Below are 14,196 nucleotides of genomic sequence, written 5' to 3'. Positions count from 1 at the left end.
CCATGGCCGCAAACCCCACCGCACCAACCGCCCTCTGGCCCGCCCCCCACGCGCGCGGAGCCGTCGACGCGACGGTTCACGTGCCCGGGTCCAAGTCGGTCACCAACCGCGCCCTCGTCCTCGCCGCCCTCGCCTCCGAACCCGGCTGGCTGCGCCGCCCCCTCCGTTCCCGCGACACCCTGCTGATGGCCGGCGCCCTGCGCGCGATGGGCGTCGGCATCGACGAGGGCGTGGGCCCCGACGGCTCCGGCGAGGCCTGGCGGGTGCTCCCCGCAGGTTTCCGCGGCCCCGCCACCGTCGACGTCGGCAACGCCGGCACCGTGATGCGGTTCCTCCCGCCCGTCGCCACCCTCGCCGCGGGCGACATCCGCTTCGACGGCGACCCCCGTTCGTACGAACGCCCCCTGCACGGTGTGATCGACGCCCTGCGCGCCCTCGGCGCCCGCATCGACGACGACGGCCGCGGCGCGCTCCCCCTCACCGTCCACGGCAGCGGCGCCCTGGACGGCGGCCCGGTGTCCGTCGACGCCTCGTCCTCCTCCCAGTTCGTGTCGGCCCTCCTCCTGTCCGGCCCGCGCTTCAACCAGGGCGTGGAGGTCCGCCACACCGGCGCGACCCTCCCCTCCCTCCCGCACATCCGCATGACGGTGGACATGCTGCGCGCGGTCGGCGCCCAGGTGGACACCCCCGAGTCGGGCGGCGAGCCGAACGTCTGGCGGGTCACGCCCGGCGCCCTGCTGGGCCGCGACCTGACGGTCGAGCCGGACCTCTCGAACGCCCAGCCCTTCCTCGCCGCGGCCCTGGTGACGGGCGGCAGGGTCGTCATCCCGGACTGGCCGTCCCGGACGACCCAGCCGGGCGACCGGCTGCGCGAGATCTTCACCGAGATGGGCGGTTCCTGCGAACTGACCGAGTACGGCCTGGAGTTCACCGGCTCGGGCCGGATCCACGGCATCGACGTCGACCTGGGTGACGTCGGCGAGCTGACCCCCGGCATCGCGGCGGTCGCCGCCCTCGCGGACACCCCCTCCACCCTGCGCGGGGTCGCCCACCTGCGGCTGCACGAGACGGACCGGCTGGCCGCGCTCACCAAGGAGATCAACGAGCTCGGCGGCGACGTCACCGAGACCGCCGACGGCCTGCGCATCCGCCCGCGCCCGCTGCACGGCGGCGTCTTCCACACCTACGACGACCACCGCATGGCGACGGCCGGCGCGATCATCGGCCTCGCCGTGGCCGACGTACAGATCGAGAACGTGGCGACGACGGCGAAGACCCTGCCGGACTTCCCCGACCTGTGGACCGGGATGCTCGGGAGCGACGGGGCGTAGGGGCGTACACCATGCGCCGCTACGGCAAGCACACCGACGAGGACGACATCCGCGCCCGCCCCAACCGCAAGGGCAACCGGCCGCGGACCAACATCCGCCCCAAGCACGAGGACGCGGCCGAGGGGATGGTCCTCACCGTCGACCGGGGGCGGCTGACCTGTCTGGTCGAGGACCGGACGATCCTGGCGATGAAGGCACGTGAACTGGGCCGCAAGGCGGCGGTGGTCGGTGACCGGGTGGCCCTGGTCGGCGACCTGTCCGGCAAGAAGGACACCCTCGCCCGGATCGTGCGGATCGAGGGCCGCTCGTCCGTGCTCCGGCGCACCGCCGATGACGACGACCCGTTCGAGCGCGTGGTCGTCGCCAACGCCGACCAGCTGGCCATCGTCACCGCCCTGGCCGACCCCGAGCCCCGCCCCCGCCTGATCGACCGCTGCCTGGTGGCGGCCTACGACGGCGGCCTCACCCCCCTGCTGGTCATGACCAAGTCGGACCTGGCCCCGCCGGACAAGCTCCTGGAGCTGTACGGCGACCTGGAGATCCCGTACGTGGTCACGAGCCGCGAGGAGCTGGCGGCGGGGGAAGCCGCCCGCTGGGTCCGGGACCATCTCGACGGCAAGATCACGGCGTTCGTCGGCCACTCGGGCGTCGGCAAGACCACGCTGGTGAACGCCCTGGTCCCGGAGGACCGCCGTCGTACGACCGGTCATGTCAACGCGGTGACCGGACGCGGCCGCCACACCACGACCTCGGCGCTGGCCCTCCCGCTCTCCGGCGACGAGGGGTGGGTCATCGACACCCCGGGCGTGCGCTCCTTCGGCCTGGCCCACATCGACCCGTCCCGCGTGATCCACGCGTTCCCCGACCTGGAGCCCGGCACCGCGGACTGCCCGCGCGCGTGCAGCCACGACGAGCCGGACTGCGCGCTGGACGAGTGGGTCGCCGAGGGTCACGCGGACCCGGCCCGCCTCTACTCGCTGCGGCGGCTGCTGGCGACCCGGGACCGCAAGGAAGGCGACTGACCACCGGGGTGTTTGCCTTGACCGGAGTTCGGTAAGTGCATAATCGCACCGAGCTGGACATACGGGAGGACAGCACATGGCGTGGCTGCTGGTGATCGTGGCCGGGATCCTGGAGACCGGCTTCGCCGTGTGCCTCAAGCTCTCCCACGGCTTCACCCGACTATGGCCGACGATAGCCTTCGCGTCCTTCGCCCTGGGCAGCTTCGGCCTCCTGACCCTGTCCCTGAAGAAACTGGACGTGGGCCCGGCCTACGCGGTCTGGACCGGCATCGGCGCGGCAGGCACGGCGATCTACGGCATGGTCTTCCTGGGCGACCTCGTCTCCACCCTGAAGATCATCTCCATCAGCCTGGTGATCGCGGGCGTGATCGGCCTCCAGCTGTCCGGCTCCGCCCACTGAAGCGCCCCGTCAGGGGCGCGGGGAACTGCGCGATCAACCCCCACCCACCCGCAGCCAATCCACAACCCGCACCACCCCTCCCTCACACGGGTTGCCGATAAAGCGCCCCGCGCACCAACTCCGCCACCCCACCCGCACCCTCCCCCGGCGGCGCCGAGACACACGACAACGCGAGCCGCACCACCAGCTCGCACGACCGGGCCAGCTCACCGTTCCCCTTGCCGGCCCCCGCCCCGGAAAGCACCGCCACCGCCCGGTCCCGCACGATCTGCACGAAGTCCCCGGGCGAAGGCAACGGCCCGTCCGCCCTCCGCTGCGCCGGCACCGCCGAAGAGGACGGCACCGCGGACAGCGTCGGCGACGGCAACCGCTCGCTCCAGCACCCCGTGAGCATCGCCCGTACCAGCACGTTCTCCCGAGCCGCCACCGCCATCCACTCGGCCGTCGCCGTAAGGCGCTCCCGCCCCTCGGCATGGCTCCCCAACGCCCGTTCCACGCCCGCGAGATACCCGTCGGCCTCCCTGCGCACCAGCGCCCGCGCCAGGCCTTCCTTGCTGCCGAACTCGTTGTACAGCGTCTGCCGGGACACCCCGGCCGCCGCCGCCACGTCGACCATCCGCACGGCAGCCCACGGCCGGCGCGCAAGCGCCGCATACGCGGCGTCCAGAAGGGATTCCCGGGCAGCAGGCATCATCGCCTCCCTGGGGCGAGCGACTCTGCGCCCAGATTTGACGCGCACGAATCGACTGTCAAGGGTTCGCGAAGGCACCGGGGGGCGCCCTTCGGCCAACACGCGCGGGCGCGCCACAGGCGTACCGCAGTCCAACAGAGGTCACCGCCCGATCACTTGCCGGTATCGCCCGGCTCCCCTTGTAGCCCCGCGCCCACCCCGGCAGATACCGTTCGTCACATGCCGGACTACCTCGATGACCTGCGTCTCGCCCACGTGCTCGCGGACGCGGCCGACGCCGTGACCATGGACCGCTTCAGGGCCCTCGACCTCAAGGTCGAGACCAAGCCGGACATGACCCCGGTGAGCGAGGCGGACAAGGCCGCCGAGGAACTGATCCGCAGCCAGCTGCAGCGCGCCCGCCCGCGGGACGCGATCCTCGGCGAGGAGTACGGCATCGAGGGCACCGGCCCGCGCCGCTGGGTGGTCGACCCGATCGACGGCACCAAGAACTACGTACGCGGCGTCCCGGTCTGGGCGACCCTGATCTCCCTGACGGAGGCGGCCGAGGGCGGCTACCAGCCGGTTGTCGGCCTGGTCTCCGCCCCCGCGCTCGGCCGCCGCTGGTGGGCCGCGAAGGGCCACGGCGCCTTCACCGGCCGCAGCCTGTCCTCGGCGACCCGCCTGCATGTCTCCAAGGTCTCGAGACTGGCCGACGCGTCCTTCGCGTACTCCTCGCTCAGCGGCTGGGAGGAGCGCGGGCAGCTGAACGGCTTCCTGGACCTCACCCGCGAGGTGTGGCGCACGCGCGCGTACGGCGACTTCTGGCCGTACATGATGGTCGCCGAGGGGTCCGTGGACATCTGCGCCGAGCCGGAGCTGTCCCTGTGGGACATGGCGGCCAACGCGATCGTGGTGACGGAGGCCGGCGGCACCTTCACCGGCCTCGACGGCCGTCCGGGCCCGCACAGCGGCAACGCGGCCGCGTCCAACGGCCTGCTCCACGACGAGCTGCTGTCGTACCTCACCCAGCGTTACTGAAACGGCCTTCTGAGGCACAACGGGCACAAACGGACTCACTACTCCCCTCACATATGAGCGCGTGCGCCCTCAATTGGCTGCACGCACCCCCTTGTTGACCCGCGCTTTACCTGCCACCCTGAGAGAACCCTCACTTGTGCATTTGTGAATCGCTGAACTATCCCGGCGATTTCCCCAGGAGGTGGCACTTTCATGCTCGTCCGTGACGCCATGAGCACGGTGGTCCTCACCGTCGGCCCCGCCCACACCCTCCGCCAGGCAGCCGCCCTGATGTCCGCGCGCCGCGTGGGCGCGGCGATCGTCCACGACCCGGACGCCGGCGGCATCGGGATCCTCACCGAACGCGACATCCTCAACTCCGTGGGCCTCGGCCAGAACCCCGACACGGAACCCATCCACGCCCACACCACCAACGACGTCGTGTTCGCCACCCCGACCTGGACGCTGGAGGAGGCGGCCCGGGCGATGGCCCACGGCGGCTTCCGCCATCTGATCGTCCTGGACGGCGGCGAACCGGCCGGCATCGTCTCGGTCCGCGACATCATCCGCTGCTGGGCCCCGGCCCGCGCACCGGAACCCGTCTAGAGGCTGTCCGGGCACGCCGAACGGGCCGGGGGAGGGCCTGGACCGCGGCCTCCAGCCGCTTGCCGAAGCCTCCGTCGGCCTGACGGTAGTCGCCCTGTCGCTTTGCCGGTCCCGAGCCCATCCCATATTGGACTTAGTCCAAGTCAAGCAGGGTTCCAAAGTCACACCTGTTCGGAAAAAGGGGGCCCTGCTGTTAGGCTGAATGCCATGAGTGACCTTCTGGAACGGCTGCGTGGACGCGGATGGCGGATGACCGCGCAGCGACGCGTCGTAGCCGAGGTACTCGACGGCGAGCACGTCCATCTGACGGCCGACGAGGTGCACGCCAGAGCGGTGGCCAAGCTCCCCGAGATCTCCCGGGCGACCGTCTACAACACGCTGGGTGAGCTGGTCTCGCTCGGCGAGGTCCTCGAGGTCTCGACGGACAAGCGCGCCAAGCGGTACGACCCGAACGCGCACCGGCCGCACCACCACCTGGTCTGCGCCCACTGCGGCTCGATCCGCGACGTCCACCCGACCGGCAACCCGATGGCCGATCTCCCCGCCTCGGAGCGGTTCGGCTTCACGGTCTCCGACGTCGAGGTGACCTACCGCGGCCTGTGCCCGGACTGCGCGGCGGCCGTCTGACGAACGAACGTTCCCGAAGGCCCCGGTGCTCGTGACGAGCGCCGGGGCCTTCGCCGTGCTCCGGCTCGATGAGCGCCGGTCCGGGAAAACACCGAGGGCCGGAGTCCGTTTCCGGACTCCGGCCCTCGGCCTTCAGTAGCGGGGACAGGATTTGAACCTGCGACCTCTGGGTTATGAGCCCAGCGAGCTACCGAGCTGCTCCACCCCGCGTCGATGAACGCAACACTACGTGAGGGACGCGGGCGGAGGCAAATCAATACCGGTCAGCCCTCCTGACCTGCGGGAACGCCCGACCTAGGCCGAGAGCTCCTCCCGCAGGGCGTCCCGGAGCCGCCCCGCCCGCTCGGTCACCTCCGCCGGACCCAGCGCCACCGCCCGGTCGGCCCACCGCTGCCCGACCGCGAGCTCGCCACGACGCGCGTAGACCAGGGCGAGGCGCAACGCCGCCCGTCCGTGCCCCGCGTCGGCGGCCCGCTCCCACCACACGGCCGCCTCCGGCTCGCTGCCTTCCCTGGCCAGCAGCAGCCCGAGGTTGAACGCGCCGTTGCGCGACCCGGCCTCGGCCGCCGTCCGGTACCAGCGCGCCGCCTCCACCACGTCCCCGCGCGCGGCGGCCAGCATCCCGACCCGCACCTGGGCCCGCCGGTGCCCCTGCGTGGCGGCCCGCTCGTACCACTCCTCGCACTCGGTCTTCACGTTCAGGGACGACTCGCCGAGCTCGTGCTCGGACACCGGCGGCCGGCGCGCGTCGAGGACGGCGGCGAGCCGGTAGGCGGCCTCGGCGCTGCCGCCGCCCGCCGCGCACCGCAGGTGGCGCTCGGCGGCGGCCTCGTCGCCCTCGCGGAGCCGGACGATGCCGACCTGCAGGGCGGCCTCGGTGTGCCCGGCGGCGGCCGCCTGCTCGTAGCAGCGCAGCGCGACCCGGTCCTCGCCGCGCCCGGTGTAGAGGATCCCGAGGTTGAACGCGGCGTCCACGCTGCCCGCCTCGGCGGCCTTCGAGAACCACGGCTCGGCGCCGCTCGTGTCGCCGACCTGGAGCAGCAGGACGGCGAGCGCGTTCGCGGCCTCGCGGTGCCCGGCGTACGCGGCCCGCCGGTACCACTGCTCGGCCTGCGCGGTCCGCCCCTGCTCGGCGCAGAGCAGCCCGAGGTTGTACGCCCCGTTGTCGTCGCCGGCGTCCATCGCCGCCCGGTACCAGCGCTCGGCGGTCTGCGTCTCGCCGCGCTCTGCGTGCAGTGCGCCGAGCGCGTTCGCCGCGTTGCCGTCGCCGTCCTGCGCGGCCCGCAGCCACCACACGGCGGCGCTCTCGGTGTCTCCGGCGTCGCGCAGCAGGAAGCCGAGCGCGCAGGCGGCCCGGGCCTCGCCGTCCTTGGCGGAGGTCAGGTACCAGCGCCCGGCCTCCTTGAGCTCGCCGCGCTTCTCCAGGATCGCGCCGAGGTGCAGCGCGGCCCGCCGGTGGCCGCGGGCGGCGGCCTGCCGGTACCACTGCTCGGCCTCGTCGGCCTCGGCGCCCTCCGCGGGCCCGGTCTCCGTGTCGACACCGTTGTCGGACCCGGTCCCGTCCTCGCGCACGGCCGCCCGGCGGTCGAGCGCGCGCGCCAGCCGGTACGCCGCCTCCCGGTGCCCCCGCTCGGCGGCGGCCCGCATCCACTGTCCGGCGTCCGTGTCCCCCCGGTGCTCCAGCAGGTCGGCCAGCGCGTAGGCGCCGAGCGCGTGGCCCTGTTCGGCGGACTGGCGCAGCCAGTACTCGGCGGCGGGTTCGTCGCCGCGTTCGCGGTGGTGGCGGCCCAGCGCGTGGGCGGCGGCCGCGGATCCGGCGACGGCGGCGATCCGCCACCAGCCGGCGGCCTCCTCGGGGTAGCCCCGCTGGTGCAGCAGGACACCGAGGTTGTTGGCGGCGGCCCGGTCACCGGCCGCGGTGGCAGCGCGCAGCCGCGGCTCGGCCCCGTCGAGGTCGCCACGGCGCAGCAGCATGGCGCCGAGCACACTCATCGACTCGACGTCACCGGCCTCGGCCTGGAGCCGGTGACGTGCCTCCTCAGCGGCCTCGGCGGCCTCGTCGCGGGTCGGCTCCTCGCCCGAAGGCTGCACAAATCGCCCTGTCTCGAACAGAGTTGCCTTGTCCCCCATAACGTTCATCGTCGCACCACCTGCAACCTGGGTACACCACGTATACCGCAGACCGTGAGGTCACTTCAGCGTTTTGTCGACATGCCCACAGAACGACAAGTCAAACACACCTCACTCAACTCCCCACAGCGGCACGGCGACCCCATCCACCGGTACATGCGTTCGCCGCCCGTCCGGACACCGGGGGCCGTTCGGCCGGACACCACGAGCGGCCCGGCTGCCGGTCCACGCGCACGCGCGAAGGCCCGGATCCCAAGAGGATCCGGGCCTTCGACTTCAGTAGCGGGGACAGGATTTGAACCTGCGACCTCTGGGTTATGAGCCCAGCGAGCTACCGAGCTGCTCCACCCCGCGCCGTTGTGGTGAAACCGTATCACGGCGCGGGCCGGGCTTGATCACCAGCTCGGGGTCAGCCGCTCGGGCTGGAGCTCCCGCCGGGACTCGGACTGCTGCTGGGGCTTGCACTCGCTCCCGTGCCCGGACTCGGGCTGCTGCTCGCCGTCGCACCGCCACCGGTCCTGTCGGCCTTCGACTGGGCCTCCTCGGCCCGCTTCAGCGCGTCCTGCAGCTCGTCCTGCGCCTTGCCGTACGCCGTCCAGTCGCCCTTCTTCAGGGCCTCCTGGCCCGCCTCGAAGGCCTTCTGGGCGTCGTCCAGCGCCGCTTGCACCGTGGGGTTGCCGGACGACGTCGGTGGCGAGGTCGTCCCGGTGTCCGAGGACCCCGTATCGGAACCGTCCGCACCGAACACCTTGTTGAGCGCCTCGTCGAGGGTGTTCTCGAAGACGGTCTTGCCCTCGTAGGTGACCAACACCTTGCGCAGCAGTGGGTACTTGACCCCGGCACCGCGGACGTAGACCGGCTCCGCATACAGCAGGCCCCCGTCCAGTGGCACGGTCAGCAGATTGCCGTACTCGACCTCGGAGTCGCCGCCCTTGAGGAGTTTGATGGCGGCCGCGATCTCCTGTTCGGAGTTGAACTTGCTCTGGACCTGTTTGGGTCCGTCGACAGTCGTACTGGTCGGCAGTTTCAGGATCCTGATCTTGCCGTAGTCCGTCGAACCGGCCTCGGAGTCGACCGACATGAACGCGCTGAGGTTGTCACGGCCGTTGGGCGTGAACGTCGTCGACAGCGAGAACGTCTGCGCGCTCTGGTCCGGCATCTTCATGCTCAGGTAGTACGGCGGCACCGCGTCGCCCGACTTGTTGGTCGGGTCGTCGGGCACCTGCCACACCTCGCTGCCGGTCAGGAACGTCTGGGCGTCCGTCACGTGGTAGCGGGTGAGCAGTTCGCGCTGCACCTTGAACAGGTCCTGCGGGTACCGGAGATGGGCCATCAGGTCCTGCGAGATGGCGCTCCTGGGCTGCACCGTGCCAGGGAAGGCCTTCATCCAGGTCTTCAGCACCGGGTCCTCGGTGTCCCACTGGTAGAGCTTGACCTCGCCGGTGTACGCGTCGACGGTCGCCTTCACCGAGTTGCGGATGTAGTTGACCTGGTTCTGCTGGGCCACCACCGCGCGCGAGTTGTTGGTCGCGGTCAGCGAGTCGGCGGTGGTGTCGCCGAGGGTCGTCCGGGAGGCGTAGGGATAGCCGTTCGACGTCGTGTAGGCGTCGACGATCCACTGGATACGGCCGTCCACGACCGCCGGGTACGCGTCGCCGTCGATGGTCAGCCAGGGGGCGACCGCCTCGACCCGCTCTTTGGGCGTGCGGTTGTACAGGATCCGCGAGCCCTTGCCGATCGCGCCCGAGTACAGGATCTGCGGCTCGTTGAACGCCACCGCGTACGCGGCGCGGTTGATCGGGCTGGAGAGGCTGACCCCGCTCTTGCCCGCGTAGCTGGTGAGCTTCTCACCGTTGTCGTCGGAGTAGTCGATCTCCTTCTGGGGACCGCCGACGATCGAGTACGTGTTGGTCTTCTCGCCGTAGTAGATGCGCTGCTGGTACGTGCCCAGGTCACCCGTGGACGGCAGGTCGGACTCGGTGAAGACGGGCTGGCCCTGGTCGTCCGCCTCGGTGCCCTTGGCGGCGACCACGCCGTAGCCGTGGGTGTAGCGGAAGTGGTCGTTGATCCAGTTGTTCTTGGGGATGCCGGCCAGGTTCAGTTCGCGCAGGCCGATGACGGTGTCCTGGACCTTGCCGTCCTTGGTGTAGCGGTCCACGTCCAGGTTGGTCGGGAACGCGTAGTAGTTCCGCATCTGCTGGAGCTGCTGGAACGTGGGCGAGACGATGTTCGGGTCCATGATCCGGATGCTCGCCGTGGCGTCGACGTCGTCCCGGAGCTTGGCCTTGTCCGTGGTCGTGCTCGTACCCTTGTACTCGGTCACCTTGGTGTCGTCGATGCCGTACGCCTCGCGGGTCGCCTTGAGGTTCTTCTGGACGTACGGGGCTTCCTTGGCCTGCTCGTTGGGCTGGACCTGGAACTTCTGGACGATCGCCGGGTAGAGGCCGCCGATGAGGATCGCGGAGAGGACCATCAGGCCGAAGCCGATGACGGGCAGCTGCCAGGTGCGCCGCCACAGGGTGGCGAAGAAGAGCAGCGCGCAGATGACGGCGATGCAGAACAGGATGGTCTTGGCGGGCAGGTAGGCGTTCGCGTCGACGTATCTGAGACCGGTCCAGTTGCCGGTGGCCTTGAAGTCGCTGGACTTGACCGCCAGTCCGTAGCGGTCGAGCCAGTAGGCGACCGCCTTGAGGGCGACGAAGAAGCCGAGCAGCACCGACAGATGGCCGGTCGCGGCACCGGTGGCGCGCGCGCCGGGGCTGGTGACGCGCAGCCCGCCGTACAGATAGTGGGTGAGCGCGGCGGCGATCAGGGAGAGGATCGCGGTGGCGAAGCCGAAGCCCAGCAGGAAGCGGTACCAGGGCAGGTCGAAGGCGTAGAAGGAGACGTCGAGGTGGAACTGCGGGTCCTTCTGGTGGAAGGGCACGCCGTTGACCCACATCAGCCAGGTGCGCCACTGGCCGGCCGCGGACGCACCGGCGATCAACCCGACCAGCGCGGTGACCGCGAGCAGCAGCCACCTCTTGTACGGCGCGATGCCCATCCGGTAGCGGTCGAGGCTCTGCTGCTCCATGGACATGGCGCTCAGCGGGGGGCGCAGCCGGTGCGCCAGCCAGATGTTGAAGCCCACCGCGGCCGCCATCAGCAGACCGAAGACGGCGAACAGCCCGATCTTGGTCCACAGGGTGGTGGTGAACACCGAGGAGTAGTGCACCGACCGGTACCAGAGCCAGTCCGTCCAGAAGCCCGCGAACATGGTGAAGGCCATGCCGAGCACGGCAAGGACGCCCAGTGTCAGGAGCAGGGTCCGGACCCGCCGGGACGGACGTCCGGTCGCTCTGATCCGTGGCCCCGTCGGGCCTCCGCCGCGGTCCGGCATCTGGAATGCCAAGGTGCGCACCTCGAAGTTCGCTGTTTGATCCGCTGTTGATCCGCTGTTGTTGCGTCAGGCCCTCTTGTTCGCCGGCCGGACGTGTCCCCCCGTGATCGCGGGGCCACACCTATGCAACTTACTCACGGCTTACTCGGTTCCCGATTCCGGCCATGAACGAGGCAGGATTGTGACCATGTCCAACACTCCCATGGCAGCGAACCCGCTCACCCGGGCCGTGCTCGAGATCGACGAGTACGCCTCCGGCCTCGGCTGGGACCAGCCCGCTCGCCTCTTCGCCCTCGTCGACACCGCGCGGCTGCGCGCCCAGGAACCGGCTCTCGCCGCCCAGCTCGGTCTGGAGGACGAGCCCGCGACCACCGGTCTCACCCCGATCGAGCAGGACGAAGTGCCAACGGACAAGGCGCTGGACGAGTTCCTGGGCACCATCGCCTGGCCGGACGCGGTGGCCGGCTGCGCGCTCACGGTGGAGCGGCTGATGCTGCCGCCGTCCGCCGAGTCCCAGGTCCCCGAGGGGCTGAGCGACGCCAGGCTGGCCACGTGGGTGGCGAGCCACCCCGAGCGCCAGGAGGTCCGGATGACGGTCGCCGTGCTGCGCGACGGCAGCCGCGACTCGGCGGTGCGGCTGCGCGAGAAGGATTCCCCGACGGAGGTACTCACCGGCCCCGACCTGGTCCCGGGCCTGGCGGACGCGCTGAAGGCGACGTTCGAGGACTGAGGCCGCCGCCGGACGGCAGCCGGGGGCGCCCCTCGTCAGGAAGGGCGCCCCCGGCTGCGTGTACGCCCTCTCAGCCCTTGGCGGTGCACTTCGGCAGGGCGCCGGTGTCCCCGCTGCGGATGTCCTTGAGGGCGCCGAGGGCGTCGTCGATGGTCTTCACCTTGACGAGGGTGAGCCCGCTCGGGGTGTCCTTGGCGGCCTCGGCGCAGTTGTCGGCCGGGGTCAGGAAGTACTGGGCGCCCTTGCTGCGCGCCCCGATGGTCTTCATCGAGATGCCGCCGATCGGGCCGACCGTGCCGTCGTCGTCGATCGTGCCGGTACCGGCGACGAACTTGCCGCCGGTGAGGCTGCCCGGGGTGAGCTTGTCGTAGATCCCGAGCGAGAACATCAGGCCCGCGCTCGGTCCGCCGACATCGGCGAGCTTGATGTCGATGGAGAACGGGAACGTGTGATCGGTCCCGGCGGAGATCCCGACGATGGCGCGCTTCTCGCCGCTGTCGTCGGAGGTGGTCGTGGTGACGGTGACCTTCTCGGTCTTGGTGGCCGTCTTGTTCGCCTTCTCGGCGGCGGCCTGCTCCTTGGCCGGCACGACGGTGAAGACCACGTCCTGGCCGGGCTTGTGCTTGGTCACCAGCGTGGCGACATCGGCCGGCTGCTTGACCGCCGTGCCGTCGACGGCCTTGATCACGTCACCGGCGTGCAGCTTGCCCTCGGCCGGCGAGCCCTTGAGGACCGTGGCGACGATCACCCAGGACTTCACCGGCACGTCCAGCTCCTTCAGCGCGGCGACCTTGGCGCTCTCCTGGGACTGGCTGAACTCCTCGGCGTTCTCCTGGGTGGACTGCTGCTCCGTCTTGCCGTCCGGGTAGAGCGTGTCGTGCGGCACGACCTTGTTGTCGTGCGAGAGCCACCCGTAGACGGCCTCGACGAGGTTCATCTTGTAGTCGGCGCTGGTGACCCTCACCGTGGTCATGTTCAGATGCCCGGAGGTCGCGTAGGTCTTGTGACCGGAGATCTGCAGCACCGGCTCGCCGTCGTGGTCCCCGAGCGTGTTCACCGTCGGGCCGGGAGACATCTCCGAGTACGGCACGTTGATGAGCACTCCGGCGCACAGGAGCGCGATCAGCATCAGAGTGGAGGCGAGCATCGTCGCGGTGCGGCGTGGCATGCCAAGACAGTACGGGACGGGTCTGTCAGCGCACCGTCAGGGCCACCCGTCACACGCGCCCCGGCTGCCCTCAGCTGCCGGAGCGGGACTTCTCCATGGCCTCGCGGAAGCGCGCGTACCCGTCGAGTTCAGGCCCGTCGCTGCGCGCTCTCCTGGTCCGGTTGGCCCAGCTGCCCCACAGACCGGCACCGATCGCCGCCACGAGCGGAATCAGCAACCACACGAGCGCCGCCATGCCGACCTCCCAACCCCATGAGCGTCCGCGACTGACTGATCAGCAGATTAATCACCCGTACCGACAACGCTCACGCGGGGGGTACGGTTACGCAAGCGGAGGCCGGACAGGGGCCCGTCAGCAGGCTCCGACCCATTCCTCCGTCCCATCCGAGAACTTCTGGTGCTTCCAGATGGGCACCTCGTGCTTGAGGTCGTCGATCAGCTTTCGACAAGCTTCGAAGGCGTCCCCCCGATGCGGACACGACACACCGACGACCACGGCGAGATCACCCACCCGCAGGTCCCCCACCCGATGCACGGCGGCCAGCGCCCGCACCGGGTACTCGGCGACGATCTTCTCGGCGATCCGCCGCATCTCGTCCTCGGCACTGGGGTGACACGAATACCCGAGCGCGTCCACATCGGCGCCCCCGTCGTGGTTCCGCACCGTACCCACGAACAGCGCGATCCCACCGGCCGCGTCGTCCCCCACGGCCGCGAAGACCTCGTCCACGGAGAGCGCACTCTCCCGAATCCCGATCAGCTTCACGGGATCGACAGCGCCCCGCTCCCCAGGATGATCACTCACAGCAGCCATACCCCCATGGTGCCGCAAGCCCAGGACCACACGGAATACGACCAACACCAGGCACACGCGCGTGTGTCTTCGGAGACTCCTACAGCACTTGAGGACGAAGACCGTCCGGCGTTCGAGGACGAGAGCCGGTCCGCACCCCCACCAGCCCGACCGGCGTTCGAGGACGAGAGCCGGTCCGCACCCCCACCAGCCCGACCGGCGTTCGAGGACGAGAGCCGGTCCGCACCCCCACCAGCCCGTCCGGCGTTTGAGGACGAGGCCGTTCAGGCCGAAGCGGGGGTCCGGGGGCGGCAGCCCCC

At 70.6% G+C, this 14,196-nt stretch carries 13 protein-coding genes and 2 tRNA genes; 7 read left to right on the top strand and 8 right to left on the bottom strand.

Features of this window, described 5'->3' with window-relative positions:
* The first annotated feature begins 2 nt into the window (after positions 1-2).
* The 3 genes from aroA (at position 3) to ACFY6U_RS47770 (ending at position 2,753) form a co-directional block, all read left to right on the top strand.
* Positions 3-1,331, top strand: coding sequence for a 3-phosphoshikimate 1-carboxyvinyltransferase (gene aroA / locus ACFY6U_RS47780; protein ID WP_390048802.1), 1,329 nt, complete (start codon positions 3-5; stop codon positions 1,329-1,331).
* A gap of 11 nt (positions 1,332-1,342) precedes the next feature.
* Positions 1,343-2,353 (top strand): ribosome small subunit-dependent GTPase A, encoded by a 1,011-nt coding sequence (gene rsgA / locus ACFY6U_RS47775; RefSeq protein ID WP_390048800.1) that lies wholly within the window; start codon positions 1,343-1,345, stop codon positions 2,351-2,353.
* A 76-nt stretch (positions 2,354-2,429) separates the two neighbouring features.
* On the top strand, positions 2,430-2,753 hold the full coding sequence (locus ACFY6U_RS47770) for a multidrug efflux SMR transporter (protein WP_093499187.1): 324 nt from the start codon (positions 2,430-2,432) through the stop codon (positions 2,751-2,753).
* Positions 2,754-2,835: 82 nt separating this feature from the next.
* Here ACFY6U_RS47770 and ACFY6U_RS47765 read toward each other — a convergent pair whose 3' ends face one another.
* On the bottom strand, positions 2,836-3,444 hold the full coding sequence (locus ACFY6U_RS47765; RefSeq protein ID WP_390048960.1) for a TetR/AcrR family transcriptional regulator: 609 nt from the start codon (positions 3,442-3,444) through the stop codon (positions 2,836-2,838).
* Positions 3,445-3,663: 219 nt separating this feature from the next.
* Here ACFY6U_RS47765 and hisN point away from each other — a divergent pair, with 219 nt between their 5' ends.
* From hisN to ACFY6U_RS47750, 3 genes are all read left to right on the top strand, one after another.
* On the top strand, positions 3,664-4,464 hold the full coding sequence (gene hisN, locus ACFY6U_RS47760) for a histidinol-phosphatase (protein ID WP_390048798.1): 801 nt from the start codon (positions 3,664-3,666) through the stop codon (positions 4,462-4,464).
* Positions 4,465-4,656: 192 nt separating this feature from the next.
* On the top strand, positions 4,657-5,049 hold the full coding sequence (locus ACFY6U_RS47755) for a cyclic nucleotide-binding/CBS domain-containing protein (RefSeq protein WP_294008774.1): 393 nt from the start codon (positions 4,657-4,659) through the stop codon (positions 5,047-5,049).
* Positions 5,050-5,256: 207 nt separating this feature from the next.
* Positions 5,257-5,676 carry a Fur family transcriptional regulator gene (locus ACFY6U_RS47750; protein WP_351489614.1) on the top strand — a complete coding sequence of 140 codons (420 nt, stop codon included), beginning with the start codon at positions 5,257-5,259 and terminating at the stop codon, positions 5,674-5,676.
* 136 nt (positions 5,677-5,812) lie between these two features.
* On the opposite strand, the gene ACFY6U_RS47745 is transcribed toward ACFY6U_RS47750, so the two are convergent.
* The 4 genes from ACFY6U_RS47745 to ACFY6U_RS47730 form a co-directional block, all read right to left on the bottom strand.
* Positions 5,813-5,886: transfer RNA gene (locus tag ACFY6U_RS47745), tRNA-Met, on the bottom strand.
* An 84-nt stretch (positions 5,887-5,970) separates the two neighbouring features.
* Positions 5,971-7,815 carry a sel1 repeat family protein gene (locus tag ACFY6U_RS47740; protein ID WP_390048795.1) on the bottom strand — a complete coding sequence of 615 codons (1,845 nt, stop codon included), beginning with the start codon at positions 7,813-7,815 and terminating at the stop codon, positions 5,971-5,973.
* 271 nt (positions 7,816-8,086) lie between these two features.
* Positions 8,087-8,160, bottom strand: a tRNA-Met gene (locus ACFY6U_RS47735).
* Between the two features lie 55 nt (positions 8,161-8,215).
* Positions 8,216-11,185 (bottom strand): UPF0182 family protein, encoded by a 2,970-nt coding sequence (locus tag ACFY6U_RS47730; RefSeq protein ID WP_390048959.1) that lies wholly within the window; start codon positions 11,183-11,185, stop codon positions 8,216-8,218.
* 187 nt (positions 11,186-11,372) lie between these two features.
* Between ACFY6U_RS47730 and ACFY6U_RS47725 the strand changes: the two genes are divergently transcribed.
* Entirely contained in the window at positions 11,373-11,915 is a 543-nt protein-coding gene (locus tag ACFY6U_RS47725; protein ID WP_390048793.1) for a PPA1309 family protein, read from the top strand.
* A 70-nt stretch (positions 11,916-11,985) separates the two neighbouring features.
* On the opposite strand, the gene ACFY6U_RS47720 is transcribed toward ACFY6U_RS47725, so the two are convergent.
* The 3 genes from ACFY6U_RS47720 to ACFY6U_RS47710 all read right to left on the bottom strand — a co-directional run bounded on the left by ACFY6U_RS47720 (position 11,986) and on the right by ACFY6U_RS47710 (position 13,897).
* Complete coding sequence (locus ACFY6U_RS47720) at positions 11,986-13,083, bottom strand: PDZ domain-containing protein (RefSeq protein ID WP_390048791.1); 1,098 nt, start codon at positions 13,081-13,083, stop codon at positions 11,986-11,988.
* 70 nt (positions 13,084-13,153) lie between these two features.
* Positions 13,154-13,318 (bottom strand): hypothetical protein, encoded by a 165-nt coding sequence (locus ACFY6U_RS47715; RefSeq protein ID WP_390048789.1) that lies wholly within the window; start codon positions 13,316-13,318, stop codon positions 13,154-13,156.
* 117 nt (positions 13,319-13,435) lie between these two features.
* A complete protein-coding gene (locus ACFY6U_RS47710) occupies positions 13,436-13,897 on the bottom strand; it encodes a molybdenum cofactor biosynthesis protein MoaE (RefSeq protein WP_390048957.1) in 462 nt (153 codons plus the stop codon).
* Positions 13,898-14,196: the final 299 nt, after the last annotated feature.

This window comes from Streptomyces sp. NPDC013157, from assembly GCF_042899865.1.
In the GTDB taxonomy this organism is placed as follows: domain Bacteria; phylum Actinomycetota; class Actinomycetes; order Streptomycetales; family Streptomycetaceae; genus Streptomyces.
This window is presented reverse-complemented; position numbering and strand designations above follow the sequence as displayed.

What these genes read in the sequence shown, in the direction of transcription:
- aroA (WP_390048802.1), top strand. Translation starts at nt 3, where the DNA reads ATGGCCGCAAACCCCACCGCACCAACCGCCCTCTGGCCCGCCCCCCAC.
- rsgA (WP_390048800.1), top strand. Translation starts at nt 1,343, where the DNA reads ATGCGCCGCTACGGCAAGCACACCGACGAGGACGACATCCGCGCCCGC.
- ACFY6U_RS47770 (WP_093499187.1), top strand. Translation starts at nt 2,430, where the DNA reads ATGGCGTGGCTGCTGGTGATCGTGGCCGGGATCCTGGAGACCGGCTTC.
- ACFY6U_RS47765 (WP_390048960.1), bottom strand. Translation starts at nt 3,444, where the DNA reads ATGCCTGCTGCCCGGGAATCCCTTCTGGACGCCGCGTATGCGGCGCTT.
- hisN (WP_390048798.1), top strand. Translation starts at nt 3,664, where the DNA reads ATGCCGGACTACCTCGATGACCTGCGTCTCGCCCACGTGCTCGCGGAC.
- ACFY6U_RS47755 (WP_294008774.1), top strand. Translation starts at nt 4,657, where the DNA reads ATGCTCGTCCGTGACGCCATGAGCACGGTGGTCCTCACCGTCGGCCCC.
- ACFY6U_RS47750 (WP_351489614.1), top strand. Translation starts at nt 5,257, where the DNA reads ATGAGTGACCTTCTGGAACGGCTGCGTGGACGCGGATGGCGGATGACC.
- ACFY6U_RS47740 (WP_390048795.1), bottom strand. Translation starts at nt 7,815, where the DNA reads ATGAACGTTATGGGGGACAAGGCAACTCTGTTCGAGACAGGGCGATTT.
- ACFY6U_RS47730 (WP_390048959.1), bottom strand. Translation starts at nt 11,185, where the DNA reads ATGCCGGACCGCGGCGGAGGCCCGACGGGGCCACGGATCAGAGCGACC.
- ACFY6U_RS47725 (WP_390048793.1), top strand. Translation starts at nt 11,373, where the DNA reads ATGTCCAACACTCCCATGGCAGCGAACCCGCTCACCCGGGCCGTGCTC.
- ACFY6U_RS47720 (WP_390048791.1), bottom strand. Translation starts at nt 13,083, where the DNA reads ATGCCACGCCGCACCGCGACGATGCTCGCCTCCACTCTGATGCTGATC.
- ACFY6U_RS47715 (WP_390048789.1), bottom strand. Translation starts at nt 13,318, where the DNA reads ATGGCGGCGCTCGTGTGGTTGCTGATTCCGCTCGTGGCGGCGATCGGT.
- ACFY6U_RS47710 (WP_390048957.1), bottom strand. Translation starts at nt 13,897, where the DNA reads ATGGCTGCTGTGAGTGATCATCCTGGGGAGCGGGGCGCTGTCGATCCC.